The sequence below is a fragment of the Ralstonia flaminis genome, from assembly GCF_958415495.1.
Lineage (GTDB): Bacteria > Pseudomonadota > Gammaproteobacteria > Burkholderiales > Burkholderiaceae > Ralstonia > Ralstonia flaminis.
In genome coordinates, this window is sequence record NZ_CATZLL010000001.1 from 168,690 (window position 1) to 195,001 (window position 26,312).

General features: G+C 64.7%; 27 protein-coding genes and 1 tRNA gene. 14 read left to right on the plus strand and 14 right to left on the minus strand.

The window, feature by feature from the left end; translation table 11 throughout:
* Positions 1 to 44: 44 nt before the first annotated feature.
* From R2N11_RS00835 to R2N11_RS00855, 5 genes are all read left to right on the plus strand, one after another.
* On the plus strand, positions 45 to 959 hold the full coding sequence (locus R2N11_RS00835; RefSeq protein ID WP_199032794.1) for a PP2C family protein-serine/threonine phosphatase: 915 nt from the start codon (positions 45 to 47) through the stop codon (positions 957 to 959).
* Between the two features lie 95 nt (positions 960 to 1,054).
* Positions 1,055 to 1,777 (plus strand): ribonuclease PH, encoded by a 723-nt coding sequence (gene rph / locus R2N11_RS00840; RefSeq protein WP_199032793.1) that lies wholly within the window; start codon positions 1,055 to 1,057, stop codon positions 1,775 to 1,777.
* A gap of 11 nt (positions 1,778 to 1,788) precedes the next feature.
* Positions 1,789 to 2,394, plus strand: a complete 606-nt coding sequence (gene rdgB / locus R2N11_RS00845; RefSeq protein ID WP_316679800.1) for an RdgB/HAM1 family non-canonical purine NTP pyrophosphatase — start codon at positions 1,789 to 1,791, stop codon at positions 2,392 to 2,394.
* Positions 2,395 to 2,401: 7 nt separating this feature from the next.
* Entirely contained in the window at positions 2,402 to 3,670 is a 1,269-nt protein-coding gene (gene hemW / locus R2N11_RS00850) for a radical SAM family heme chaperone HemW (RefSeq protein WP_199032791.1), read from the plus strand.
* A gap of 74 nt (positions 3,671 to 3,744) precedes the next feature.
* Positions 3,745 to 3,834, plus strand: a tRNA-Ser gene (locus R2N11_RS00855).
* 31 nt (positions 3,835 to 3,865) lie between these two features.
* On the opposite strand, the gene R2N11_RS00860 is transcribed toward R2N11_RS00855, so the two are convergent.
* Positions 3,866 to 5,023: an FAD-dependent oxidoreductase gene (locus R2N11_RS00860; RefSeq protein WP_316679802.1), complete on the minus strand. Its 1,158-nt coding sequence runs from the start codon at positions 5,021 to 5,023 to the stop codon at positions 3,866 to 3,868.
* The gene (locus R2N11_RS00865; protein WP_316679803.1) at positions 5,016 to 5,456 is read right to left on the minus strand and encodes a hypothetical protein; all 441 of its coding nucleotides are present in this window, start codon (positions 5,454 to 5,456) and stop codon (positions 5,016 to 5,018) included. The genes R2N11_RS00860 and R2N11_RS00865 overlap by 8 nt, the downstream gene beginning before the upstream one ends.
* Before the next feature lie 156 nt (positions 5,457 to 5,612).
* On the opposite strand from R2N11_RS00865, the gene R2N11_RS00870 reads away from it, so the two are divergent.
* The 3 genes from R2N11_RS00870 to R2N11_RS00880 all read left to right on the plus strand — a co-directional run bounded on the left by R2N11_RS00870 (position 5,613) and on the right by R2N11_RS00880 (position 8,073).
* Positions 5,613 to 6,461, plus strand: coding sequence for an AraC family transcriptional regulator (locus tag R2N11_RS00870; RefSeq protein WP_316679804.1), 849 nt, complete (start codon positions 5,613 to 5,615; stop codon positions 6,459 to 6,461).
* 67 nt (positions 6,462 to 6,528) lie between these two features.
* Entirely contained in the window at positions 6,529 to 7,161 is a 633-nt protein-coding gene (locus R2N11_RS00875; RefSeq protein ID WP_199032614.1) for a DUF2968 domain-containing protein, read from the plus strand.
* A 183-nt stretch (positions 7,162 to 7,344) separates the two neighbouring features.
* Positions 7,345 to 8,073, plus strand: coding sequence for a hypothetical protein (locus tag R2N11_RS00880; RefSeq protein ID WP_199032613.1), 729 nt, complete (start codon positions 7,345 to 7,347; stop codon positions 8,071 to 8,073).
* A 38-nt stretch (positions 8,074 to 8,111) separates the two neighbouring features.
* Here the strand turns inward: R2N11_RS00880 and pcp are convergent, their stop codons facing one another.
* From pcp to R2N11_RS00920, 8 genes are all read right to left on the minus strand, one after another.
* The gene (gene pcp / locus R2N11_RS00885; RefSeq protein WP_199032612.1) at positions 8,112 to 8,759 is read right to left on the minus strand and encodes a pyroglutamyl-peptidase I; all 648 of its coding nucleotides are present in this window, start codon (positions 8,757 to 8,759) and stop codon (positions 8,112 to 8,114) included.
* 77 nt (positions 8,760 to 8,836) lie between these two features.
* On the minus strand, positions 8,837 to 9,862 hold the full coding sequence (locus R2N11_RS00890) for a TRAP transporter substrate-binding protein (RefSeq protein WP_316679805.1): 1,026 nt from the start codon (positions 9,860 to 9,862) through the stop codon (positions 8,837 to 8,839).
* A gap of 143 nt (positions 9,863 to 10,005) precedes the next feature.
* Entirely contained in the window at positions 10,006 to 10,962 is a 957-nt protein-coding gene (locus R2N11_RS00895) for a DUF979 domain-containing protein (protein WP_199032610.1), read from the minus strand.
* A gap of 3 nt (positions 10,963 to 10,965) precedes the next feature.
* Positions 10,966 to 11,691: a DUF969 domain-containing protein gene (locus R2N11_RS00900; RefSeq protein WP_316679806.1), complete on the minus strand. Its 726-nt coding sequence runs from the start codon at positions 11,689 to 11,691 to the stop codon at positions 10,966 to 10,968.
* Positions 11,692 to 11,752: 61 nt separating this feature from the next.
* Positions 11,753 to 12,496 (minus strand): 5-oxoprolinase subunit PxpA, encoded by a 744-nt coding sequence (pxpA, locus tag R2N11_RS00905; RefSeq protein WP_199032608.1) that lies wholly within the window; start codon positions 12,494 to 12,496, stop codon positions 11,753 to 11,755.
* Between the two features lie 19 nt (positions 12,497 to 12,515).
* A complete protein-coding gene (locus tag R2N11_RS00910; protein ID WP_430715406.1) occupies positions 12,516 to 13,544 on the minus strand; it encodes a 5-oxoprolinase subunit C family protein in 1,029 nt (342 codons plus the stop codon).
* A 20-nt stretch (positions 13,545 to 13,564) separates the two neighbouring features.
* Positions 13,565 to 14,212, minus strand: a complete 648-nt coding sequence (gene pxpB, locus R2N11_RS00915; RefSeq protein WP_199032607.1) for a 5-oxoprolinase subunit PxpB — start codon at positions 14,210 to 14,212, stop codon at positions 13,565 to 13,567.
* Positions 14,213 to 14,465: 253 nt separating this feature from the next.
* Positions 14,466 to 15,680: a multidrug effflux MFS transporter gene (locus R2N11_RS00920; protein ID WP_199032606.1), complete on the minus strand. Its 1,215-nt coding sequence runs from the start codon at positions 15,678 to 15,680 to the stop codon at positions 14,466 to 14,468.
* Positions 15,681 to 16,189: 509 nt separating this feature from the next.
* Between R2N11_RS00920 and R2N11_RS00925 the strand changes: the two genes are divergently transcribed.
* From R2N11_RS00925 to R2N11_RS00945, 5 genes are all read left to right on the plus strand, one after another.
* Positions 16,190 to 17,695 (plus strand): ABC transporter ATP-binding protein, encoded by a 1,506-nt coding sequence (locus R2N11_RS00925; RefSeq protein WP_316680022.1) that lies wholly within the window; start codon positions 16,190 to 16,192, stop codon positions 17,693 to 17,695.
* Complete coding sequence (locus tag R2N11_RS00930) at positions 17,688 to 18,797, plus strand: ABC transporter permease (protein ID WP_199032499.1); 1,110 nt, start codon at positions 17,688 to 17,690, stop codon at positions 18,795 to 18,797. The genes R2N11_RS00925 and R2N11_RS00930 overlap by 8 nt, the downstream gene beginning before the upstream one ends.
* Positions 18,798 to 18,821: 24 nt before the next feature.
* Positions 18,822 to 19,742: an ABC transporter permease gene (locus tag R2N11_RS00935; protein ID WP_199032500.1), complete on the plus strand. Its 921-nt coding sequence runs from the start codon at positions 18,822 to 18,824 to the stop codon at positions 19,740 to 19,742.
* A gap of 77 nt (positions 19,743 to 19,819) precedes the next feature.
* A complete protein-coding gene (locus R2N11_RS00940; protein ID WP_316679809.1) occupies positions 19,820 to 20,980 on the plus strand; it encodes a BMP family ABC transporter substrate-binding protein in 1,161 nt (386 codons plus the stop codon).
* 164 nt (positions 20,981 to 21,144) lie between these two features.
* Positions 21,145 to 21,441 carry a YkvA family protein gene (locus R2N11_RS00945; RefSeq protein WP_316679810.1) on the plus strand — a complete coding sequence of 99 codons (297 nt, stop codon included), beginning with the start codon at positions 21,145 to 21,147 and terminating at the stop codon, positions 21,439 to 21,441.
* A 9-nt stretch (positions 21,442 to 21,450) separates the two neighbouring features.
* Here the strand turns inward: R2N11_RS00945 and R2N11_RS00950 are convergent, their stop codons facing one another.
* From R2N11_RS00950 to R2N11_RS00965, 4 genes are read right to left on the minus strand one after another with little or no spacing between them, the layout of a single operon-like run.
* Positions 21,451 to 22,425 carry a quinone oxidoreductase family protein gene (locus R2N11_RS00950; protein ID WP_199032503.1) on the minus strand — a complete coding sequence of 325 codons (975 nt, stop codon included), beginning with the start codon at positions 22,423 to 22,425 and terminating at the stop codon, positions 21,451 to 21,453.
* A complete protein-coding gene (locus R2N11_RS00955) occupies positions 22,422 to 22,853 on the minus strand; it encodes a methylglyoxal synthase (RefSeq protein WP_199032504.1) in 432 nt (143 codons plus the stop codon). Before R2N11_RS00955 ends, R2N11_RS00950 begins: the two co-directional genes overlap by 4 nt.
* A 10-nt stretch (positions 22,854 to 22,863) precedes the next feature.
* On the minus strand, positions 22,864 to 23,655 hold the full coding sequence (locus R2N11_RS00960; protein WP_316679812.1) for an SDR family oxidoreductase: 792 nt from the start codon (positions 23,653 to 23,655) through the stop codon (positions 22,864 to 22,866).
* A 22-nt stretch (positions 23,656 to 23,677) separates the two neighbouring features.
* A complete protein-coding gene (locus R2N11_RS00965; protein ID WP_199032506.1) occupies positions 23,678 to 24,616 on the minus strand; it encodes a DMT family transporter in 939 nt (312 codons plus the stop codon).
* 193 nt (positions 24,617 to 24,809) lie between these two features.
* Between R2N11_RS00965 and R2N11_RS00970 the strand changes: the two genes are divergently transcribed.
* Positions 24,810 to 26,294, plus strand: coding sequence for an NCS1 family nucleobase:cation symporter-1 (locus R2N11_RS00970; protein ID WP_199032507.1), 1,485 nt, complete (start codon positions 24,810 to 24,812; stop codon positions 26,292 to 26,294).
* Positions 26,295 to 26,312: the final 18 nt, after the last annotated feature.

The window sequence follows — 26,312 nt, forward strand, 5'->3', positions numbered from 1 at the left end:
CAGTCACCGCACCGCTCCCCTTTACCGAATACTCAATAGCCGCAATGCGATTCTCGGTCTATCAAGAAAGCAAAAAAGGCGCGCGACGCGTCAACCAGGACCGCATGGGGTACTGCTTCACGCGCGACGCCATGCTGATGGTGCTGTGCGACGGCCTGGGAGGGCACTCGCTGGGTGAGGTCGCGGCCCAGCAGGCGCTGCAGACCATGGCACGCCAGTTCCAGCGCCACGCACGTCCGTCGATCCGCAATCCGCACGACTTCCTGCACGAGAGCATCATGCTCGCGCATCGCGACATCCACCGCTATGCCGAAACCAACGGCCTGCCGGATGCACCGCGCACCACGATCGTCTGCGCCCTGGCGCAACGTGGCTCACTGCACTGGGCACACGCGGGCGATTCGCGCATGTATCTGATGCGCAAGGGCGCGCTGGTGACGCGTACGCGCGATCACTCCAAGATCGAAAACCTGTTGCAGCAGGACCGCGTGCTGCCGATGCAGGTCGCGCATCACCCCGAGCGCAACAAGATCTATAACTGCCTGGGCTCGCCCAACCTGCCGCTGATCGACATCGGCGGTCCGGCCAATCTGGAGCCCGGCGACGTCGCCATGCTGTGCTCCGATGGCCTGTGGGGCAGCGTGCAGGAAGACGAACTGGTTGACACCTGCACGAGCTTCTCGGTCACGCAGGCGATTCCGGAACTGATTGCCCGCGCACTGCGCAGCGCCGGCGACACCGCCGACAACACCACCGCCATCGCCATGATGTGGGAATTGGATGCGGTGACCACCACGCAGGACTCGGTGCAGACCGACACACTGCCGCTGAACGCTTTCACCACCTCCATCCTGGATGCGCCGGGTGGTGAGTCGGGCCTGATGTCGGAAGAGGAAATCGAGCGCTCCATCGCCGAGATCCGCGCCGCGATCGACAAGACCAGCAATCTGACGCGCTAAATAGCTTCGCTCAGCCCTTCACCGGCCTGCCCTGCCCCCATGCAGCGCGGGCCGGTATCATGTCGGGCTATCCGTTTTCTCAAGCGAGACCCCTCATGCGTCCCAGCGGCCGTCAACCCGACCAACTCCGCCCCGTCACCCTCACCCGCCACTTCACGCGCCATGCTGAAGGCTCCGTGCTGGTGTGCTTTGGCGATACGCAAGTGCTCTGCACGGCCAGTGTGCTGCCCAAGGTACCGCCGCATAAGAAAGGCAGCGGCGAAGGCTGGGTGACGGCCGAATACGGCATGCTGCCGCGCTCGACGCACACCCGCTCTGACCGTGAGGCCGCACGCGGCAAGCAGACCGGCCGCACGCAGGAAATCCAGCGCCTGATCGGTCGGGCGATGCGTTCGGTGTTCGATCTGGCGGCGTTGGGCGAATACACCATCCACCTCGACTGCGACGTGCTGCAGGCTGACGGCGGCACGCGCACGGCCAGCATTACCGGTGCATTTGTTGCGGCGCATGACGCCATCTCTGCGATGCGCGCGAAGGGCCAATTGCCCGAGGGCGCACAGCCGATCCGCGACTTCGTCGCTGCGGTATCGGTGGGCGTGGTCGACGGCTTGCCGGTGCTCGATCTGGACTATCCGGAAGACTCCGCCTGCGACACCGACATGAACGTCGTCATGACGGGCAGCGGCGGCTTTGTGGAAGTGCAAGGCACCGCTGAAGGCACGCCCTTCACGCGTACCGAGATGGACGCCCTGCTGGGCCTGGCCGACCAGGGCATCCGCACGCTGATCGGCCTGCAGAAGCAGGCGCTGGGCCTGTGAGCAAAGTCGCCATGCGCAAGATCGTTCTCGCTTCCAATAACGCCGGCAAGCTGACGGAGTTCAACGCTCTGCTCGCCCCGCTCGGATTCGACGTGACGCCGCAAGGCGCGCTCGGCATTCCCGAGGCAGAAGAGCCCTACGCCACGTTCGTCGAAAACGCGCTCACCAAGGCGCGCCACGCGAGCCGCGCTTCCGGCCTGCCCGCACTGGCGGATGACTCCGGCATCTGCGTGCATGCGTTGGACGGCGCACCGGGCGTGTACTCCGCGCGCTATGCGCAACTGGCCGGTGAAGAGAAATCCGACGCCGCCAACAACGCCCGCCTCGTGCGCGAGCTGGCCGGCAAGACCGACCGCGGCGCACACTATGTTTGCGTGTTGGTCTACGTACGCCACGCCGATGATCCGCAGCCCATCATTGCCGAGGGCAACTGGTTCGGCGAGGTGATCGACACACCACGCGGCGATGGCGGCTTTGGCTACGACCCGTACTTCCTGCTGCCCAACCTCGGCAAGACTGCCGCTGAGTTGTCCAAAGCGGAAAAGAACAGCGTGAGCCACCGCGCACAAGCGCTCGCACAACTGGTCGAGCGACTGCGCCTGTTTGAAAACGCCTGACGTTGCGATGATCCCGATTTACCCTGCCGGCGCAACTAAGACGCCTTCCGCAACCGCCGCCGAGACCGGCGACAAGGTCACCTCCGTCTTCCTGCAACCGGGCAAGATCAACCTGCCGGGCTCGCCGCCGCTGTCCTTGTACGTGCATGTGCCGTGGTGCGTGCGCAAATGCCCGTACTGCGATTTCAATTCGCATGCGGAACCCGACCAGGGCATTCCGGAAGAACGTTTTCTCGCGGCCGTGCGACAGGATCTGGAAGCTGCGCTGCCGATGGTGTGGGGCAGACATGTGCACACCATCTTCATCGGCGGCGGCACACCTAGCCTGCTGTCTGCGCAGGGGCTGGACCGGCTGCTGTCGGACATCCGCATGCTGCTGCCCGTCGATGCCGATGCCGAGATCACGATGGAAGCGAACCCGGGCACGTTCGAAGCCGAGCGCTTTCGCAGCTATCGCGCCAGCGGCGTGAACCGTCTGTCGATCGGCATCCAGAGCTTCAACGACGCGCACCTGCAGGCGCTGGGGCGCATCCACAGCGCGGCTGAAGCGCGTGCCGCCATCGACATCGCCCGCGCACACTTCGACAACATCAACCTCGACCTGATGTTCGCCCTGCCCGGCCAGACGCTGGCCGAGTGCGAGGCTGATGTGGAAGCAGCACTGTCATTCGATACCAACCACGTGTCGCTGTATCACCTGACGCTGGAACCGAACACGTATTTCGCCAAGTACCCGCCTGCGCTGCCGGATGACGACACGGCGTTTGGGATGCAGGACTGGATTCATGCACGGCTGGCTGCGGCGGGCTACGAACACTATGAGGTCTCGGCGTATGCGAAGGCGGGCAAGCGCTGCAAGCACAACCTAAACTACTGGCAGTTCGGCGATTACCTCGGCATCGGGCCGGGCGCGCACGGCAAGCTGAGCTTTCCGCACCGGGTCATCCGCGAGATGCGACACAAGCATCCGGACACGTACCTGCGTCAGGCCGAAACAACAGGCGGCGCGGCCGTCGTGCAGGAGCAGCGCGAAGTCGACGCGGCGGATCTGCCGTTCGAGTTCATGCTCAACGCGCTGCGCCTGACGGACGGCTTCCCCGTAACGCTGTTCCAGGAGCGCACTGGCCTGCCGCTTCGTATGATCGAGCGTGAACTCGATGCCGCCGAACAACGCGGTCTGCTCTCGCGCGACCACGTGGCGATCCGCCCGACCGAGCTGGGACAACGATTCCTGAACGATCTGCAGGCATTGTTCTTGGCCGACGACGAAAACTGACGCTTGCCGGCTGTTGCATTGCGCGATGTGCCGTTACAATGGCGGCCTTGCGTGCAATGCGCAGCGAAGTGCAAGGAAGCGTGGCCGAGTGGTTTAAGGCAGCAGTCTTGAAAACTGCCGATGGGGTGACCCATCCGTGAGTTCGAATCTCACCGCTTCCGCCAGTCCCTTTCCCCTCCCCCGTCACGCCAACGGTCACGCCAACGCCCCGAGCAGCACATCCGTGCCTTTTCGCGACGCGTCAATCGCACGGGCAGTCGTCTCCCGCAACACCGCCTCATAGCCGGCAATCGCCGCGTCGAGCCCCACTCGCCCCTGCCGCACCTCGCCCAGCCATGCCGCCAGATTGGCCGCGTCCGTCAGCGCCGTGTTAGCGCCCAGGCCACCAGCGGGACTCATCGCGTGGATCGCATCACCGAGCAAGGTCACGCGGCTGCTTGCCCACGGCACCAACGATTGTGTGGCACGCACCGGCAGCATGACGGTCGAGGCCGCGTCCCCGTAGGCAAACAGCGCACGCAGCCCGTGCGCCCACCCCGCGGCAAGCTTCGCAACGCACGCATCGGCGCTGCCACCCGCCTCCAGCCGGTGGTTCTGTGCAATCACCGCCCAGTACAGATACGGCTCCACTTCGCTCAGCCCGGGCTGAAGCTGCGCAGGCGACATCGCAAAACGCATCGCATCGATGATGACTGCCAGCCCATCGCCAAAGACGATCGTCGTATTCCCCGGCAGTTGATCGTCGATCCGCGCCAGCGCGGCAGGCGTCAGATACGTCTTGCCGTAGATGACGGAGGCATCGGTCAATGCGGGCTCTGCCGCCGGCAGCCGCTGCGCCCGCACGCCGGAGTGCACGCCATCGGCGCCGACCAGCACGTCAGTCACGAGCGTCGCGCCATCGCCAAACGTCACTTCGATACGCCCGTCTTCACGCGACCGGTGACGGATATGCCCGCGGCCAAAATGCACCCACTTGCCGATTCCGTCGAACAACACCTCGCGCAGCGTCTGGCGGTGGGCGTTCAGGTCTGCGGGCTCGGCGGCATCGTCGTCGTGCCACGAATCGACCCAACGACCATCCAACGGACGCAGATACGGGTCGAACAGGTTCACGCGGCGTGCCGGCACCGCGCAGGTCTTGCGGAACAGCGTGTAGCGCGTCGGTGGCAAACAGTCCTGCAGCGCCCGTTGCCCGGCAGCATCGATACGGATGCGATAGCCCTGCGGACGGCTGCCCATGGCGGCGTCGCGCTCAAACACGTCAAAGGCGATACCGCGACGGCGCAGCCCCTGCGCGAGACACAATCCACCCAGTCCCGCGCCAACGATGGTCACATGCAACGGTTCAGACATCGGCCCACTCCAAAAATGGCGTCGATTGATCGGAGTCATCGCCCAGTGCACGCCGGGCGGCGTCCAGTGCCGCATCAAAACTCTCGACGATTTCCATCGGCACCTTGAACGCCTGCACGGCAATCGCCGCCTGCGCACGCACAGCCAGCCGCTGCACAGGATCAGGCTCGACATGCACCAGCGCCCGGCACTGCGCGGCCAGCGCCGCCTTATTCTCTTTCAGCCAGACCGCGCGCAGCCGTCGATCTTCATGCGCCTCGTCGACCTGCTGAACGCCGTGGATCACCACAAACGGCTGGTTGCGCGCCAACAGTGCTTCCATCTCACGCGCCCACTGCGGCGCATACCCTGGCGCCTGGGCGCCACTGCGCAACATCACAATCGGCCACGCCGAGATGTCATAGATGCGGAATCTGTCCAATGCTGCTGCCATGTTTCCCCCTGCTTGGATTGCGGACCATGAGCGGCCCCTGCGAGCCGTGGGGTCACTATCGCGCACCGCAACAAAGACGTGATAACGTGGTTTGGACAGAAACTATTGGAAACCCGCCAACCGCACATGCGCGCTCAACCTCGCACCTGCGATGCCATGCCAGCCCGCCCCACGGCCGAGCTGGTCACCCTCAAGGCGTACAGTGAACGCACAGACGGCCCCGAGATCGTCGCCGTGGTGGGCACTGCCGAGAGCAACGACCGGCTCCAGTTCGGCACGCGTGAAGTCGACTGGCACAGTCATCTGCGTGGCCAGATCTTTTGCGTGGACAGTGGGCTGATGCATGTGCGTACGCGGCATGGTTCGTGGATCCTGCCACCGCACCGCGCTGGCTGGATTCCGCCGGGCGAGATGCACAGCGCCACCATCAGCGGCGTGATGAGCGGCTGGTTCGTGCTGGTTGCGCCCGCGTGCTGCGCCGATCTGCCTGACCGGCCATGCGTCGTCGGTATCAGCGATGTCATGCGTGCACTCGTGCGCCGCGCCGTCACTTGGCCGGTTGACGAATTCCTCTCGCCCGAAAGCCAGCGTATTGCGGCGGTACTGCTCGATGAGCTGCGCCACGCACCCCGCGAGCCACTGCACCTGCCACTACCCGCTGATCGGCGCCTGGCACGCATCGCGCAAAGACTGGTCGATACGCCGGGTGATACACGCACCCTGGAAGCCTGGGCAGAGTGGGCCGGTGTATCGCCGCGCACGGTCAACCGGCTGTTCCTGGCGGAAACCGGGATCGGCTTTGCGCAATGGCGCCGCCAGGCCAGGCTGGTCCACGCGCTCGAACGCCTCGCCGCCGGGGAGCAGGTTGCCAACGTGGCCGATGCGCTGGGCTACGCCACGCCCAGCAATTTCATCGCTATGTTCCGGCAGTACTTTGGACAATCCCCGGCCCGCTACTTCGGGCGACGCGAAACCTCTGCGGCCACCTCTGCTGACGATGTGTGACGGATCCCACCAGAATCGGAGGGCAAAGCTGATATAGTCGCGTCGGCTCCGATTTCTGATTCTTGCGATGTCTCACGTCTTCCGCCGAACCGTTCTCACATTTGCTGCCGCAGCTTCCGTTGCGAGCACCGGATTGGCCCACTCCCAAACCGCGACACCGCAAGCGCCGGCAGCAGCCACGGCCGCCTCTGCCGGTACCGTGGCAGAGTTGCAGCAGCTGCTGGCACAAAAGCGCCTGACCGAGCTGCGCACCACCTACAACGGCGACTACGGCACGAGCCTGCTGCTGGTGAACGAAGACACCACGGCTTACGTCGCGCTGTCGTATCGCAAAGAACTGTGGCGCGTGTACAAGTTCGCGTCGGTAGCTCCGGCTGAGGGCGCGTACGACACGCTGGCCCGCCAGACACGCGCCTGGGCTGAAGACGACCTGCGCCGCGCCATCACCGCCGGCCAGAAAGCACAACTCGAGCGCGAAGCTCAGGCTGCCGAGCAGCGTGCTGCCTCGCTCAGTCAGGAAGTCCGCATCATGCAGGCGCAACGCCAGAAGATGCTGGAAGAGCAACAGACCGTGCGCCAGCAAACCCAGGCCCTGGACGTCGAGCGCCGCGCCTACAAGGCACAGGTTGATTCGCTGCAGCAGCAGATCCGCCTGCTGGAAAAGCAGCTCAACGACCCGAACTGGACACCTGCGCCCTAAGACACGCCGCGCTGCTTCCCCGCCTGCAGTACACCCTGCAGGCTAGCGGCCGCCCCGTCCCCGACACATCCCTCAACAGTTTTAGGATAAGTCTGATCGACCGCCTCCCGACGGGCTCGTAGCATGTCGACTGTTCCCGCAAATGGCCAATAGCGCCCTCTGCGGCCATCAGCGGAGACGGACGTGGACTCTCTCAACTTCACCATTGACGGCGACCTGGGCCTACCGGGTTTCGTGCGCGTGCCACCACCCTTTGGCACGCCGCGTCACGCCGTACGGGCGATCCACGCCACACTGGCACGCGTAGAAGACGATGCGCAGCTGGCCGCGGCCGCAACCGCGCATCAGGTGTCACGTGCACAATGGCACCGGCGTTTGACGGTCATTGCGATCGGGGTCGCATGCACGGTGGCTGCGGCGTTGATCGGCACGCATACCGGCAAGCGTAAGCAACCGCTTCCCCACATTGACCCGGCGCAGTACGCGGCAATCGCACAAGCACCCGTGCCGAGTGCGCCGCAAGACGCGTTTGCCGGAGATACCACACCAAGCGTCGCCGCCAATACGGCTGCAGACAAGGTTGAATCCGCGCCGGACAAAACCGAGACCGTACCGAGCATCGAAGCGCAACCCGATATCAGTGTTGCAGCCAAGCCGAAGGCAGTGGCGGCACCCGCGCCAGTGCTCTCGAAATCGCCAGACACCACCAAGCCACGCTCACTTGCTCGTGCAACAGGCCGCGCGGCGGCGCCTGTTACGCCGGTTCGGCGGGCCGCCACCACGTACGATGAGCCGGTGGAAATCGAAAGCTACCGCGCTTTGGATGACACGGCCCCCGTCGCCTCGGGCTATGTTGCTCCAGGATCTTCAGTACGCATCGAGTTGCAGCGCCACACGCGCCTGACCGACTGATCCGGCGCGCTCCACCACCCCAAACGGGCGGCGGCTGCCTAGTGCAGTTGGCCGCCCGTTTCGCGTACGTCGTGCAGCGTGCGCAGCGTCGTCTCGATGGCAATGCGCAAGCCGGCGACGATGACATCGTGCGCCATGCTCGGCTGCCCCGGATGCTTGGCCGACTGCGACGGCAGATACGGGATGTGGATAAAGCCGCCACGTGTGGGCAGCTTGTGACGGGCGATGGCGTGCATCAACCCATAGAAGACGTGGTTGCAGACGAACGTCCCCGCTGTTTGCGAAACCGACGCGGGAACCCCGCCCGCACGCAGCTCGCGCACGATCGTCTTGATCGGCAGCGTCGAAAAATAAGCTGCTGGTCCATCACTTGCGATGGCGACATCGATGGGCTGCTTGCCAGCGTTGTCGGCAATGCGCGCATCGTCCACGTTGATAGCGATGCGCTCGATGGCCATCTCGGCGCGGCCGCCGGCTTGCCCCACGGCGATCACAACATCCGGGCGCAGCGTCTGCAGCAGCTTGCCGAGCACCTTGTTGGATTCACCGAAGATGGTCGGCAACTGACGCGCGATGATCTCGGCGCCGGCGATCCCCTGACCATCGAGCGTGCGCACAGCTTCCCACGACGGATTAATGGGTTCGTTCTCGAACGGATCAAAGCCGGTGACGAGGACGGTAGGCATGACGTTCTCCTGCAACTACGTAAGACAAAAACGATGATAAACGTCTGTCGAACATCATGCCCAAGCGCGCGTTGGCCTTACTTCGCCTTGCTGCGCTTGTTCTCGAAATTCAACAGGATGTCGACTTCTTCCGTGCCCGCCGTGTGCAGCCATTCGCGCGTCAGGCGCTCGCCCAGGCGGCGCATGTCACCCTGCAGGTTCACGTCGGGGTTGAGCACGCGCACGCCGCTCTTGGCCAGCTCGGCTTCATCGTGCTCGTAGGTCAGGCGGCTCGAATCCCAACCACGTGCCTCGTAGTCCTTGGCCAGTTTCAGCACGGTCTGCTGGGTGGCGGGCGGCAGCTTGGCAAAACGCGCTTCGTTGACGAATACGGCGTTCTTCGGGATCCAGGCGTTGACCTTGTAGTAATAGGTCAGGCGCTGGCCAGCCTTGGTTTCCAGGCCGGTCGACGGCGAGGTGACCATCGTGTCGATGCGCCCGGCGGCAATGGCTGCGCTCAGGTCAGCGGCCTCCACCTGCACAGCCTGCGCGCCGTACAGTTCAGCAATGCGCTTTTGCGCGGCGTTATACGTGCGCAAACGATGTCCTTTCAGGTCGGACAAGCGGGCGATCGGCGTTTCGGAATACAGGTTCTGCGGCGGCCAGGGCACGGCGTACAGCAGGCGCAGGCCGTTGGCCTTCATCAAGGCTTCGATGCGGCTGCGCGAGGCGTCCCACAGCAGGCGGGCATCGTTGTAGCCCGAGACCACGAAGGGAATCGAATCCACACCGAACAGCGGATCGCGCTGGGCCAGCGTGGAGAGCATCACCTCCCCCGCCTCGGCCTTGCCGTCCTTCACGCCGTCAAAGATTACGGCTGGCTTGAGCAGCGTGCCGTTCGGGAACACCTCAAACTTGAGGCCGCCATTGGTGGCCGCACTCACGGCGCTGGCGAAAGCCTGCAGGTTTTGCGTATGGAAATTGACGGCCGGATACGGCGTGGCCACGCGGAATGTTTCGGCGTGAGCCTGCGCGGCCGAAATCAGCGACAGGGCGCTGGCTGCAAGAACACAAAGGAAGCGGCGTCCCGATTTGGTCCGGCCGCTCGTCATCTGGCTGCTCATGAATCCCCCCGGAGAAGAGCGCGATGCGAGGTCGGCGACCGCACACCCCGATACCCTCCCCGGGCGGCGATCACGATTGGTGGCGCACGCCGGCAATCGACTCGCCGACGTGACGCACACCGCACGCGATGCATTAAACACGATTAGTGCAGCATCAGGAAGTACAGGAGCACGATATTGGCTGCAAGCAACAGTAGCGCGGTCGGGACTTGCGCTTTGATCACAGCGTTCTTATCGGACAGCTCCAGCAGCGCAGCCGGCACGACATTGAAGTTGGCCGCCATCGGCGTGAGCAGCGTACCGCAGTAGCCCGAGAACATGCCGATCGCCGCCATCACCGCCGGGTTGGCATGGAACACGCCCACCAGAATCGGCACCCCCACCCCGCCCGTCATGACCGGGAAGGCCGCAAAGCCGTTACCCATGATGACCGTGAAGAGCGCCATGCCGATGCAGTACACGGCCACCGCAACGAAGCGATAGTCCATGTTGATGTAGGCGGTGGTCAGGTGCGCCACGGCCTTGCCCACGCCGGCATCGGCAAACACCAGGCCCAGCATGGCCAGCATCTGCGGCAGCACCAGCGCCCAGCCGAGCGATTCCGTCAGGCGGCGCGATTCGCGCATGGCTTGCACCGGCGTGTCACGCGTCAGCCAGCAGGCCAGCCCCAGCGAGATGATGCAGCCCAGGCCAAGTGAGACGAAGGTCTGGTTCTTCGGGTCCAGCAGCAGATCGCCGCCGATCTTGATGTCCTTCAGGAACACGCTGCCGATGACGGTAACCAGCGGAATGGTCAGCGCCGGAATGAACAGGCGGTTGCCCAGGCGCTTGGCCGATGCGCGGCGCTCTTCAGCCGGCAGCTCGCCGTGCTTGCCAAGCGTCACGCCGCCCATGCCGGCTAGCAGCGCCATCAGGACAGCACCGATACCCACCACGATCGGCGGGATCTTGTCACCAACGAGGAAGATCACGGCGAAGATCGCCCAGAACAGGCCCGTGGTCCAGCGGCGCGGGTGGTTCTTGTCGGCAAACGTCATCAGCGCGGTGATCGTCAGGATGATCCCGGCCAGCCAGTACAGATAGTTGATTGACAGAATCATCGCTTACCCCTGCTTGGCCGTGGCCGCGTTGGTGTTACCGGCAGCACCCATCTCGCGGGCCAGCCAGCCATCCAGGCGCTTGAGGCGCACCGAGTGGATCAGGAACGCGCAGACCGCGGTCGGGATGCCCCACACGGCGATGTGCAGCGGCTCCACGTCGATACCCGAGCCGAGCAGGAACGTGTGCATCAGCGCAATGGCGCCAAAGGCCACGAAGATGTCTTCACCGAAGAACAGGCCGACGTTGTCGGTGGCGGCGCAGAAAGCCAGCAGGCGTTCACGCACCGGCGCCGGCAGCTTGCCGAAGCGGTTCTCTGCGGCGCCTTCGGCCATCGGGGCCAGGAGCGGGCGCACCATCTGCGGATGACCGCCGAGGCTCGTCAGACCGGCGGCCGCCGTCAGCTCGCGCACAGCGAGGTAGACGATCAGCAGACGGCCCACCGTGGCCGATTGAATGCGCGAAATCCAGTTCTGCGCGTGCTCACGCAGGCCGTGGCGCTCAAGCAGACCCACCACTGCCAGCGGCAGCAGGATGATCAGCGGCAAGGTGCGCGTCTTGATGATGCCCGTCCCGATCGCCGTCAGGATTTGGTCGATGGACATCGAAGCCGCAAAACCGGTGGCGATGGCGGCCACAGCCACCACCAGCATCGGATTGAATCGCAGGATGAACCCCGCGATGATGACGACCACCCCGATCAGCGGCCATAGATTCACTGCCGTACTCATGTGGTGTTTCCTCCCCCCAAGTTGCCAAAAAAAGCCCCGCATGGAAGATGCGGGGCATGCTTCAGGTGCCGGCGCCGACTGCGATCCCCTCGCTGCCGAGCCGTTCCCGGATGCGTCGCGCAAACGCCAGCGCATGTGCGCCGTCGCCGTGCAGACAAACAGTTTGCGCGTGGATCGGAACCCACGTGCCATCAATCGCCCTCACGCGCTGTTCGCGCACCATGGTCAGCGTCTGATCGAGTGCAGCGGCTTCGTCGTCGATCAGCGCGCCGGGCGTGCCGCGTTTGACGAGCGAGCCGTCGGCGTTGTAACCGCGATCGGCAAACACCTCTTCCTTGGCCTGCAAGCCCAGCTCGCGCGCCGCCTTGACCAGTTCGCCACCAGCCAAGCCAAACACCACCAGCGACGGATCAAAATCACGCACCGCGCGCACAATGGCCGCAGCCAGCGGGCGATCACGCGAGGCCTGGTTGTACAGCGCGCCATGCGCCTTCACGTGGGCCAGCTTGCCGCCCTGGGCTCGCACGATGGCCGACAGGCCACCAATCTGGAACAGCACACCGGCGTAGATCTCTTCCGGCGGCAAGTGCATCTCGGTGCGACCAAAGTTCTCGCGATCCGGAAAGCTCGGATGCGCACCGATCGACACGCCCTGGCGCAGCGCCCACGCCGTGGTCTGGCGCATCGTGTTGACGTCACCGGCATGCCAGCCGCATGCAATGTTTGCCGAACTCACCAGCGCAAGCAGCGCCTCGTCGTTGTCGCAGCCTTCGCCGAGGTCGGCGTTCAGATCAATCGTCGTCATGATGTTGTATCTCGATGCTTCAGGCATTCAATCGCGTCTTGGCGGTGCGCCGGGCGGTCGACAGAATGCCCTGGCGCTGCCAGTCCAGCGCCGTTTCGATCTGCTGCAGATAGCGTGTCACCTCGGCGCGCGCGGCTTCGGCCTCTTCCAGCGCTACGCGCTCAAAGCGGATGCGGTGCCCAAGCGGAATCTGTGCCAGGCGCCATTGATCCGCGAGGATGACGCTGCCGATCTTCGGGTAACCGCCGGTCGTTTGCGCGTCGGCCATCAGCACAATCGGCTGCCCCGACGGCGGCACCTGGATCACGCCCGGCACCACGCCGTGCGAGAGCAGATCGCCGCTGTGCTGCTTCTTGCGCTTGAGCTCCGGCCCTTGCAGGCGAAAGCCCATGCGGTTGCTGTTGGGGGTCAGCGTCCAGTCCGATTCCCAGAATGCGGCTTGCGCATCGGCAAGGTAATCGTCGTATTCCGGGCCGGGCAGCACACGTATCACCGGCGTGTCGCCCAGCACGCGATCGAACGTCCAGCGCGCGGCCTTTACGGCGACAGCGTCCTTGCTGATGTCGGGTGCGTGCGAGGTGTCGGCCGGCAACACGGGCAGCTTGTCGCCATCCTTGAGCGAGCGGCCTTCGAAACCGCCGAAGCCGGCCTTCAGGTCCGTGCTGCGCGAGCCCATCATCTCTGGCACGTCGATACCGCCGGCCACGCACAGGTACGCACGCACGCCGCCCTGTGCCACGCGCAAGGTCAACGTCTGGCCGCGCTGCACGGGAATGGCGCGCCAGGCGTGCACCGGTGTGCCGTCAAGCGTGGCACGACAGTCAGCGCCGGTAAGCGCGATCAGGCCGTTGGCCTGGAAGCGCAACGTGGCGTTACCGAGCGTGAACTCAATACCGGCCGCATCGCTGCGGTTGCCGACCAGGCGGTTGCCCACATACAGCGACAGCGGATCAAGCGCGCCCGACGTGCACACACCAAAGCGGCGATAGCCGGTGCGGCCCAGGTCCTGCACAGAAGCGAGCACACCCGCCCGCACGATCTCGATCATGGCTTGGGAACGTGAGGAACTCATGTGCGCACCTTCGAGGCAACGAAACGGATGCGGTCTCCGGGTGCCAGCAGCGTGGGGGGATCTCGCTGCGGCAGGAAGAGCGCTGCATCCGTGCGGCCGAGCAGTTGCCAGCCACCGGGGGACGCGGCTGGGTAGATGCCCGTCTGCTCGCCGCCAATGCCAACCGAGCCGGCAGGCACGGCCATGCGGGGCTCCGCACGGCGCGGCGTGGCGAGCGATTTGTCCAGGCCGCCCATGTAGGCAAAGCCCGGCTGGAAACCGAGGAAGTAGACGATGTATTCGGGAGCAGTGTGGCGACGCACGACTTCAGCCGGCGTCAGGCCAGTGTGCTTGGCGACCTCACGCAGATCGGGGCCATCGTCGCCGCCGTAGGCGACTTCGATGTCGACCAGCTTGCCATCGGCCACCAGTGCTTCGCTTTCTTCCCACGCTTCGCGCAGCAAGGTTTCGAGCACGCGCGCGTCAGCCAGCGGGCCAAACACGAGCGTGAGGTTGTTCATGCCGGGCACCACATCAACCACGCCCGCCCAATGGGATGCGCGCGAGGCCATGGCCCAGATACGCTGCTGGCAATTCAAGGTCGCGGGGGGCGGCAATTCGCACAACAGCGCCAGTTCGCCCAGCCGGTGAATCGTGCACTGCAACTTAACCCCCGGTCTCGAAAGCACGCGCTTGGCGGCGTGCGGATGAAAACGAAAGCGTTACGTTAATAAAACGTTGATAAATTCTATATAAGAAGTAACCCTTAGTTGCGCAGGGTCAGACCGCGCCTGATCGTGGTCCGGCTGCCCTCATCATAGGCGTCGGACACGACCAGCGTGACTGGCATGTTATGCCAAAGTCATATGAAAGGATGAAGACGCCTCTAGAACAAGAGGCGTAGAAAAATAGTGGGAATCAGGCGCCGGGCTCTTCGCGCGTGGCGCGCAAACCCAGGATGAGCGCCCCGACAGCGCAGACGGCCATCATGCCCAGCAGCGGCAGCGCGCTCTGACCAATGGCCGCGACCACCGTACCCGTGACCATGCCCAGGCCGAACTGCATGGCGCCCATCAGCGCCGAGCCGGTGCCCGCGCGCGCGCCCTGTCCGGCCATCGCCAGTGCGCCCGTGTTGGGCGAGATGCAGCCGATCGAAGCGATGTAGCAAAACAACGCCACCAGCACGAGCGGCAGCGGTGTGAATCCGGCCGCTGCGGCCGCCGTCGCCAGCACGCTCGTCACCACCGGAATCCACAGCGCGCGGCGCAACACGCGTGCCGGTGAGTACTTGCGCACCAGCCGTACGTTCAAACGCGAGGCAGCAATCATCCCCGCCGCGTTGCTGCCGAACACCCACGCGTAGTGCGACGGCGACAGGCCATAACCGTCGATCAGCACGAACGACGACACGGTGATGTACGCAAACATGCCCGACAGGAACACGGCGCCGCACCACATATAGGCAGCGTAGTGGTGGTCGCGCAGCAGTTCCCAGTAGTCGCGCAGCACGTGGCTGACCGCCAGCTTGCGGGCCTTTTCCGGCGCCAGCGTCTCGCGCATCAGGTAGTGCACCGCCACCAGCGCCAGCACGCCGAAGGCCGTCAGCAGCGCAAAGATGATCCGCCAAGAGCCTACCTGCAGCACTGCCCCACCAATCATCGGTGCAAGGATGGGTGCCACGCCCATCACCAGCATCAGGGTGGAATACGCTTGCGCGGCGCCCGCCGGGTCCATGCGGTCACGCACTGCCGCGCGCGCGATCACCATGCCCGCGCAGCCGCCAAAGCCCTGCACGCCACGCAGCACTGCCAGCATGGTGGCGTCCTTGGCAAACGCACAGCCAATGGAAGCCGCCACGTACATAGCCAGACCAATGTACAGCGGCGGCTTGCGCCCGAAGCGGTCACTGGCTGGGCCGTAGATGAGCTGGCCGATCGCAAGGCTGATAAGGAAAACGGTGAGCGTAAGGCCCGCTGCTGCCGACGAGGTATTCAAGTCGCGCGCAATGGTGGGCAGGCTCGGCAGATACATATCGACCGACAGCGGGCCAACGGCGGTAAGCATGCCAAGCAGCAAAAGCCAGCCAGGAATGGGACCAGGCAGGCGGGATCGTGCGGGTGCGGGAGCAATCATGGGAGGGAAACACAGCGCGGCAGCGGACGTAACATCCCAGCCGGGGCAAACCGCGAACTGTAGCGCAAAGTCACGGATCGCGCCCAGGCACCGGGCAGGTGCATGCCGCAAGCAGCCCGGCCCATTCGCCCCACGCGGGGGACATCAGCGCAACCTGCATACCCCGGCATAACAAGCTACCCCTCGCAAATCGGCCAATTCGGGCCGGCACGGGACTTGCACTCCTGCACCCCTCGTGAGAGGCAGGTGTAAACCAGCCCCCATGCACTATCCGCGCCATCTGGCGCTGCGCCGGAAGATATAATTCACGTTTGATGAAAAGCATCACCAAACCATGATGATTGCTGCGATGCGTCGGCGCGAATCTGCGTCGGCATCGCCTGTTGTGAAGTGTCGTCAACGTCCATAAGAGACCGCCTCCGTGACAGCCTTGCGCTCGCGGTGAGCGGCACGGAAACCACGAGCCAACTGTTGTGACACCACTCCCACCGCGCCTGTCGCTGACAGGCATGACCAAACGCTACCCGAGCGTGGTCGCCAACGATGGCGTAAGCCTGACCGTCGCGCCGGGCGAGATCCACGCCGTGCTGGGCGAAAACGGGGCCGGCAAATCGACGCTGATGAAGATCATCTTCGGCGCCGTGCAGCCCGACGCCGGCGAGATGCTGCTCGACGGCCAGCCCGTCACCATCGCCAACCCGCACCAAGCGCGCGCACTGGGCATCGCCATGGTGTTCCAGCACTTCTCGCTGTTCGACACGCTCACCGTGGCGGAGAACATCCTGCTCGGCCTGCCCGCAGGCACCGACCTGCGTGACGTGGCCGAACAGGTGCGCACCACCGGCGACAAGTACGGCCTGCCGCTGGAGCCCCATCGCCATGTGCACACACTGTCGGTGGGCGAGCGCCAGCGCGTGGAGATCGTGCGTGCGCTGCTGACCAAGCCGCGCCTGCTGATCCTCGACGAGCCGACCTCGGTGCTGACGCCGCAAGCCGTCGAAAAGCTCTTCGTCACGCTGCGCCAGTTGGCGGCGGAAGGCACCAGCATCCTCTACATCAGCCACAAGCTCGACGAAATCCAGGCGCTGTGCCACACCGCCACGGTCATGCGCATGGGCAAGGTCACGGGTGTGTGCGATCCGCGCCAGGAAACGGCCGCGTCGCTCTCGCGCATGATGATCGGCGGCGAGCCTCCGCGCGAACTGCGCCCACAGACCACGCCAGGCGAAGTGCGCATGGAGGTGGCCGGCCTGTCGCTGCCCAAGGCACACGCCTTTGCAACGGAGCTGCGCGACATCGCCCTGCAATTGCGCAGCGGCGAGATCGTCGGCATTGCGGGCGTGTCGGGCAACGGGCAGCAGGAATTGCTGGCTGCGCTGTCTGGCGAAGACACGCGCGCAGCAGCCCAAACCATTTCGATCGGCAACGAACCGGTTGCCAAGCTGGACCCACGTGCGCGCCGCAAGCGCGGGCTGTCGTTCGTGCCGGAAGAGCGCCTGGGGCGCGGCGCGGTGCCGTCGCTGTCGCTGGCGGCGAATACGCTGCTCACGCACCAGCGCGCGCCGCAAGTGCGTGGCGGGCTGATCGACAAGACCGCCGCCACCAAACTGGCTACCAGCATCATCCAACGCTTCGGCGTGAAGGCCGGCGGGCCGGACGCGCTGGCCAAGAGCCTGTCGGGCGGCAACCTGCAGAAATTCATCGTCGGCCGTGAAATCGAATGCGCGCCGCGCGTGCTGATCGTCGCACAACCCACCTGGGGCGTGGACGTAGGCGCCGCTGCGCAGATCCACAACGAAATCCTCGCGCTCAAGGCCGGGGGCTGCGCCATCCTGATCGTGTCGGAAGAACTCGACGAACTCTTTGCGCTGTGCGATCGCCTGCACGTGATCGCCAACGGGCGCCTCTCGCCCTCCACCCCCACGCACGCCACCGACCGCGAACAGATCGGCCTGTGGATGAGCGGCATGTGGGATAAGACCGCAGCTGCAAACACGGAGGTGGCCCATGGCTGACGCCATGCATGGCAGCCGCCTGGCGCTGCCCGTGTCGCTGGAGTTGCGCGCGATCCCGTCGCGCACGATGGCCTATGTCTCGCCGCTGATCGCGCTGGTGCTGACGATGGTGTTCGGCCTGCTGCTGTTCGCGCTGCTGGGCAAAGACCCGGTGGCCGGCCTGCGCGTGTTCCTGATCGAGCCGCTGGCCAACAAGCGTGCGATTGGCGAGGTGCTGCTCAAGACCGTGCCGCTGGTGCTGTGTGCGCTGGGGTTATCGGTGTGCTACCGCGCCAACGTGTGGAACATCGGTGCGGAGGGGCAGCTCATCCTGGGTGGCATCTTCGCGGCGGCCACGATCATCTACTTCGATACGCCAACACCGTCCATCCCGGGCGGCTTCGCACTGGTGCTCGCCGTCATCGCGGGCTTGGTGGGCGGTGCGCTGTGGGCGGCGATCACTGCGCTGTTGCGCGATCGCTTTCATGCCAACGAGATCCTCGTCTCGCTCATGCTCACGTACATTGCGCAGTTGCTGCTGCTGTACATGGTCAACGGGCCGCTCAAGGACCCGAACGGCATGAACTTCCCGCAGTCGATGGTGTTCGACAGCGCGTTCGTGCTACCCACACTGGTGGCCGGTACGCGCCTGCATGTCGGCTTCCTGTTCATGCTGGTGATGACGGCGGCGATGACGCTGTTCGTGTTCCGCAGCTTTGCAGGCTATCGGCTGCAGGTGGGGGGGCTGGCGCCGCAGGCGGCGCGCTACGCGGGCTTCTCGTCGCGCAAGGCGCTGTGGACCGCGCTGCTGATCTCCGGTGGACTGGCAGGCATCGCTGGCGCGTTCGAGGTGACGGGGCCGATTGGGCAGCTGCTGCCGTCTATTTCCCCAGGCTACGGCTTTGCCGCCATCGTGGTGGCCTTTGTCGGCCGCCTGAATCCGCTGGGCACCGTGCTGGGGGCGATCGTGATGTCGCTGTTCTACATCGGTGGCGAACTCGCGCAATCGCGTCTGGGCCTGCCGTCGGCCATTACCGGGGTATTTCAGGGCATGCTGCTGTTCTTCCTGCTGGCCTGCGACACCCTCATCGACTACCGTCTGCGCTGGCGCGCACATCACTGATCGGGCCGAGAGAGAAACAGAAACATGGAAAGTCTTGCTCCCCTGATCGCCGCGTCGATCAACGCCGGCACCCCGCTGCTGCTGGCCGCGCTGGGCCTCTTGATGAACGAACGCTCCGGCGTGCTCAACCTGGGCGCCGAAGGCATGATGCTCGTGGCAGCCGTGGCCGGCTTCATGGTCGGCTACCAGACGCAGATTCCGCTGCTGGGTTTTGCGGCCGGTGCGATTGCCGGCATGGTAATGGCTGCTCTTTTCGCCTGGCTCGCGCTGGTGCTGGTCACGAACCAAGTGGCGACTGGTCTTGCACTGTCGATCTTCGGTACCGGGCTGTCGGCCTTCATGGGCCAGCGCTTTGTCGGCATGTCGCTGCCGGCGCAGGCGCATGGCATCCCCGGGCTGGAGTCGCTTCCGTTCGTGGGCCCGGCTCTGTTCGCGCATCACTGGATGGTCTATTTCAGCCTGCTGCTGTGCGGCGCGATTGCGTGGTTCCTGTTCAAGACGCGCGCGGGCCTGACGTTGCGTGCGATCGGTGAATCACCGGAATCAGCCCATGCGCTGGGCTACCCCGTGCGCACCATCCGCTTTGGCGCGCTGCTGTTTGGCGGCGCGTGTTGCGGGCTGGCAGGTGCGTACCTCTCGCTGGTCTATACGCCGATGTGGGTGGAGAACATGGTTGCAGGCCGTGGCTGGATCGCCCTGGCGCTGACCACCTTCGCCACCTGGCGCCCGCTGCGCATCCTGTTTGGCGCGCTGCTGTTCGGCGGCGTGACAATCCTGCAGTTCTACCTGCAGGGGATGGGCGTGTCGGTGCCGTCGCAGATTCTGTCGATGGCGCCATTTGCCGCGACCATCGCCGTGCTGGCCATCATTTCGCGCAACCCGGACTGGATCCGCCTGAACATGCCTGCGTCGCTGGGCAAACCGTTCCGCCCAGGGGCTGCATAAACTGCGGCCTAAGCTTTCTGCAATCCGCTTTACCTTTGCTTCATCACAGTCAACGAGCCACACAACAGGAGAAATCGATGAACGTTACGCGCAGGATCACGCTGGCCGCCCTGGCCGCTGGCGCTGCCCTGACCCTCTGGGGTTGCGGCAAGTCCAACGACAACGCTGGCAGCAACGCTGCTGCGCCGGCCGCATCCTCGGCCCCCGCTGCTGCCGCACCGGCACCGGCCAACGAGCCACTGAAGGTGGCGTTTGTCTACATCGGCCCGGTGGGCGATGCAGGCTGGACGCGTGCCCACGACGACGGCCGCAAGGAAGTCGAAGCCAAGTTCGGCGACAAGGTGAAGACCAGCTTTGTTGAAAACGTGCCCGAGAGCGCTGCGGATGCAGAACGCGTCTTCCGCGATCTGGCAACGCAAGGCAACAAGGTCATCTTCGGCACGAGCTTCGGTTTCATGGAATCGATGCTCAAGGTCGCCAAGGAATTCCCGGACGTGAAGTTCGAGCACGCCACGGGCTACAAGACCGCCGACAACCTCGGTCAATACGACGTGCGCACGTATGAAGGCGCGTACCTGGCCGGCGTGGTTGCCGGCAAGATGAGCAAGTCGGGCAAGCTGGGTGTGGTGGGTTCGGTGCCCATCCCCGAGGTGATCCGCAACATCGACTCGTTCACGCTGGGCGCACGCAGCGTCAACCCGAAGGCCACCACCCGCGTGGTGTGGGTGAACAAGTGGTTCGATCCGGGCAAGGAGCGTGAAGCCGCAACCACCCTCATCGGCCAGGGCGTTGACGTGCTGATGCAAAACACCGACTCCGCCGCCGTGGTGCAGACCGCGCAGGAGAAAGGCGTCTACGCACTGGGCTGGGACAGCGACATGACCAAGTTTGGCGAGAAGGCTCACCTGGCTGCCTCGATCAACAAGTGGGGCGTGTACTACGTCAAGACCATCGGCGACGTGCTGGAGAACAAGTGGAAGCCGGAGACCGTGTGGTGGGGCCTGAAGGAAGGCGCGATCGACCTGGGCGCATATAACGCCGTGGTGCCGGAAGACGTAAAGGCGCTTGTCGAGACCCGCAAGAAGGGCATCATCGACGGGTCGACCCCGATCTGGAAGGGCCCGCTCAAGGACAACACCGGCAAGGAAGTCCTGCCCGCCGACAAGGTTGCCGACGACGGCTTCCTGCACGGCGTCAAGTTCTACGTCGAAGGCGTGGAAGGCAAGATTCCGGGCTAAGTTCACCCGCTGCAGCAAGAAGCCGGCACCTCGCGAGAGGGCCGGCTTTTTTCATGGGCGATGGGTGCTCAAATCTTGAAAACCGGGCCGCTTCCCCAAGCTGGTACGATGGTCCGCCGGTCGATCCAGCTCATGTGACGCCGGCTTTTCATCAGGAGCCAACCATGTTCGGACGACTCTTTCGCCTATGGAACGTAGTGCGCAATGACCTGCGCCTGCTGTGGTTTGCGCTGCGCCATCCGGGCGCGCCGTGGTGGCTCGCACCGGCCGCGCTACTGCTGGTGGGTTACGTGGTCTCGCCGATCGACTTGATTCCGGATTTCATCCCGGTGATCGGCTGGGTGGACGACATCGTGCTGGTGCCGTTTGCGCTGCATATGCTGCTGCGCGCCTTGCCTGAACGCGTGCGCGAAGACGCGCGCTTTGCCGCCGCCCGGCGCATAAAGCCGAGCGGGCGGTAACTTCCTCGATTACGGCAACAGGATCGTCGAGCCGGTCGTCTTGCGCTCCTCCAGATCGCGGTGCGCCTGCGCCGCGTCCAGCAGTTCGTAGCGCTGGTGGATCTCGATCTTCACCTTGCCACTGCTCACCACGTCAAACAGGTCGGCCGCCATCGGCTCCAGCAGATCGCGCCGCGCCGTGTAGGTCATCAGCGTCGGGCGCGTGAGCTTGAGCGAGCCCTTGGCACTCAGCACGCTGATGTCGAACGGCGGCACCGGCCCCGATGCATTGCCGTAGCTGACCATCATGCCGCGCGGTGACAGGCTATCCAGCGAACCCGTAAACGTGTCCTTGCCGATGCCGTCATAGACCACCGGCACGCCCTTGCCGCCCGTGATCTCACGCACGCGCTCGGTGAAGTTCTCGCGCGTGTAGACGATGGTGTGGTCGCAGCCGTGCGCGCGGGCAAGTTCTGCCTTGGCATCGCTGCCGACCGTGCCGATCACCGTGGCGCCGAGCGCCTTGAGCCACTGGCAAGCGATCAGGCCAACACCGCCTGCCGCTGCGTGAAACAGCACCGTATCGCCCGGCTGCACGCGGTAGCTGTCGCGAATCAGGTATTGCGCGGTCATGCCCTGCAGCATCATTGCTGCACCGGTTTCAAAGTCGATGGTGTCCGGCAGACGCACCAGGATGTCGGCCGGCATCGTACGCATAGCTGCGTAGGCACCGGTTGGGCGGCCCGCATAGGCCACACGGTCGCCCGGTTTGACGTGGGTAACGCCCTCTCCCACCGCCTCCACCACGCCCGAAGCTTCCATGCCAATGCCGCCCGGCAGCGGCTGCGGATATAGCCCCGTGCGGAAATACACGTCGATGTAGTTCAGGCCGATGGCGTGCTGCTTGATAGTGGCCTCGCCGGGGCCTGGCCGGGGCACGTCGACATCGACGTACTGCATCACTTCCGGGCCGCCGGTTTCGAAAATGCGGATGGCTTTCGTCATGCGTGGATCTCCTTCGGGTCGGGCTGCACCAGTTGCAAGGCGGTCATCACCAGATCGGCGGTCGCCAAGTTGGTGGCGCAGGGAATGTTGTGAACGTCGCAGGCGCGGACCAGCGCGTTGATGTCGGGTTCGTGCGGCTGGGGCGTCATCGGATCACGCAGGAAGATGACGGCATCGACGCGGCCTTCGGCAAGCTGCGCGCCAATCTGCAGGTCACCGCCCCACGGGCCGGACAGCATGCGCTGCACGGACAGGCCGACTTCCGCCTCCAGCCGGCCGCCGGTGGTGCCAGTTGCCAGCAGATCACATTGCACCAGGTAGGCCTGATGCGTCTGCGCAAAGGCGATCATGTCGTCCTTCTTGTGGTCGTGCGCGATCAGGGCGATGCGGCGCTTTTTCACTGTGCCTTCGGGCGTGATAGTGGTCATAGTTCTGGGCTTAGAAAGTGCCTGGGAAGGCGCCGCCATCCAGCAGGATGTTCTGCGCGTTCAGGTAACCAGCGTGCTGGCTGCAGAGGAAGGCGCACACCGCACCGAACTCAGCTGGCTCGCCAAAGCGGCGCGTCGGATTGCCTTGACGCTTGCGCTCAAAATTCTCTTCTGCGCTGATGCCGGACGCTTTGGCGCCAGCCTCCAGCGTCTTGGTCAGGCGGTCGGTCTCGAACTGGCCAGGCAGCAGGTTGTTAACCGTTACACCGTGCTTCGCCACTTCGCGCGCAAGACCCGCCACGAAGCCTGTCAGACCCGAACGAGCGCCGTTGGACAGCCCGAGCACATCAATCGGGGCTTTCACGGCACCGCTAGTGATGTTGATGATGCGGCCCCAGCGGCGTTCGATCATCTTGTCGACGGTCGCCTTGATGAGGTCGATGGGCGTGAGCATGTTGGCGTTGAGCGCGGCATTCCACGCATCGCGATCCCAGTCACGGAAGTTGCCCGGCGGCGGGCCGCCCGCGTTGTTGACGAGGATGTCTGGCGAGCCGCCCAGGCGCTCGCAGGCCAGCAGCGCTTCGGCCCGGCCTTCCGGGGTGGTGATATCCGTGGCAACCGCTTCCACGCGGACACCATGTGCGCTGCGGATACGCTCGGCGGCTGCCAGCAGTGCTTCCGCGCCACGGGCGACGATCACGACATCCACGCCCTCTGCCGCCAGCGCATCCGCGCAGGCGAAGCCCAATCCTTTGCTCGCACCGCACACCAGTGCGCGCTTGCCCTTCAGCCCCAGGTCCATCCTGTCTGACTCCTTGTGATCGTTATTTGGATTGGCTGCTGAGTCGACTCGCACCACGCGACAGCAGCGCCATGCCGGCCAGCACCAGCGCGCTGCCGGCGATCTGCCATACCGTGATCGGCTCGCCCAGCAGCCACCAGCCCAGCAGCAGTGTCGACACCGGCCCGATCATGCCCGCCTGCGATGCCACTGGTGCGCCCACACGCGCCACCGCCATCATCGTGAGCGTGACCGGCGCCACTGTGCAGAACACCGAGTTGATGGCCGACAGCCCATATACCTGCCACGGCAACACCAATGCAGACACCGGCCGCAACACCAGAAACTGGATGATGCAGGCCACCGTTGACACGCACATGGCATACGCCACCAGCCGCATCGACCCCACACGCTTGACCAGCTCGCCGCTGGCCAGCAGATAGATACCGTAGCTGATGGCGCTGGCGAGTACCAACCCGCCGCCCAGCCACACGTTGTTGCCGCCCAGATTCAGATCGTGCGCGAACACCAGCACGATGCCGGCGTACGCCAGCGCCAGAGATACCCATTGCAAGCCAGTGATGCGCCGCTTGAATACCGTCGAGGTCATCAGCAGCACGAACGACGGTGTCAGAAACAGAATCAGCCGCTCCAGCCCCGCGGTGATGTATTGCAGCCCCAGGAAATCGAGAAAGCTGGAGAGGTAGTAGCCGATGATGCCAAGGCCAACGATGCGCCAACGATCTGCCGGGGCCAGTGGTTCCGCACGGCGCGACTGCCACCATCCCATCGCCATAAACAGCGGTGCAGCCAGTAGCATGCGCAGGGTGATGACCATGACCGCATCCACCTGATAGCGGTACATCAGCTTGGCGACGATGGCCTTGGCAGAGAACAGGACGGCGCCCACCGAGGCAAGCAGCAGGCCGCCGGTGTCGGTGGTTCGCGTGGGGGTGGAAGACGCAGAAGACGCGGTGGTCACGGCGGAGCGCAAGCGGGCGCGGGGCGCGCATTGTCGAGTGGGAGAGCGGCGTCGATTGTATGTGAATTCAACAAATCGTTCCGGCGCGGAGTGCGCTGCAGGTGGCACGGCTTTCGCTTGGGAACGCCCCCGACCGCCGTACAATCGCGCCTGCATTCCGAATATCTAAAACGACAACGGATTCCACATCACCATGAGCCAAACCACCTCCCCCGCCTTCTCCGCGGGCGCCGATGCAGTAACGGCACCCGACCCGACCCTCTGGAACGAAGACCTCAACCCCACCCCGCAGGCTGCCCGTACCTGGACCGCGACCAACTACGCCGCGCTGTGGGTATCGATGGTGGTCTCGGTGCCGGCCTACATGCTGGCCTCGGGCCTGATGAGCGAGGGCATGAACTGGTGGCAGGCCGTGCTGACGGTGTTCCTGGGCAACCTGATCGTGCTGGTGCCAATGGTGCTGGTGGGCCATGCGGGCACCAAGTACGGCATCCCCTTCCCCGTGCTGGTGCGGGCGTCGTTTGGCGTGCGCGGTGCGCAACTGCCGGCCATCCTGCGGGCTATCGTGGCGTGCGGCTGGTTCGGCATCCAGACGTGGCTCGGCAGCCAGGCGATCTACACGATCCTGAACGTCGTTACCGACAACATGCTGGTGGGCAGCAACATCCCCGGCCTGGGCATCAACCCGGGCCAGGGGTTCTGCTTCCTGCTGTTCTGGGGTCTGCATATCTGGCTGATTACCAAGGGGCTGGAATCGATCAAGCGCTTCCAGGCGCTGGCCACACCGCTGCTGATCCTGGCCGCGCTGGGACTGGTCTGGTGGGCGTACGTCAATGCGGGCGGCTTCGGCCCGATGCTGTCGGCGCCGTCGGCGTTTGCGGCAGGCGGCAAGCGCGCCGGCGAATTCTGGGGCTTCTTCTGGCCGTCGCTCACCGCCATGGTCGGCTACTGGGCCACGCTGGCGCTGAACATTCCCGACTTCACCCGCTTCGCGCGCAGCCAACGAGATCAGCTTGTCGGCCAGGCCATCGGCCTGCCGCTGCCGATGGGGCTGCTGGCGCTGGTGGCGGTGCTCGTTACGTCGTCCACCGTGGTCATCTACGGCCAGGCGATCTGGGACCCGGTCACGCTGGCCGGCAAGATGACAGGGCCGTCGGTCATCGTCGCGCTGCTGGCACTGATCACCGCCACGCTGATGACGAACATCGCCGCCAACGTGGTGTCGCCAGCGTATGACTTTTCGAACCTGGCACCGCACCGCATTTCGTTCCGCATCGGCGGCTACATCACCGCGGGCATTGGCCTGGCGATGATGCCGTGGAAGATTCTCGAGACCACCAAGGGCTACATCTTCACGTGGCTGGTCGGTTACGGCGCGCTGCTGGGCCCGGTGGCCGGCATCATGATGGTCGACTACTTCCTGGTGCGCCGCACCGTGCTCAAGACCGGCGAGCTGTTCCGCGTGGACGGCCCCTACGGCTACGGCAACGGCTGGAACGGCCGCGCCATCGCTGCGCTCATCATCGGCGTGCTGCCGAACCTGCCGGGCTTCTTCAAGCAGGCCGGTTTTGTGACCAGCGTGCCGGGCGTGTTCGAGGCGCTGTACACGTATGCGTGGTTCGTGGGGCTGGCGATCTCGGCCGTGGTTTACATCATTCTGATGCGCGGTCGCCGATAAGCCGTTCGATCATCCACA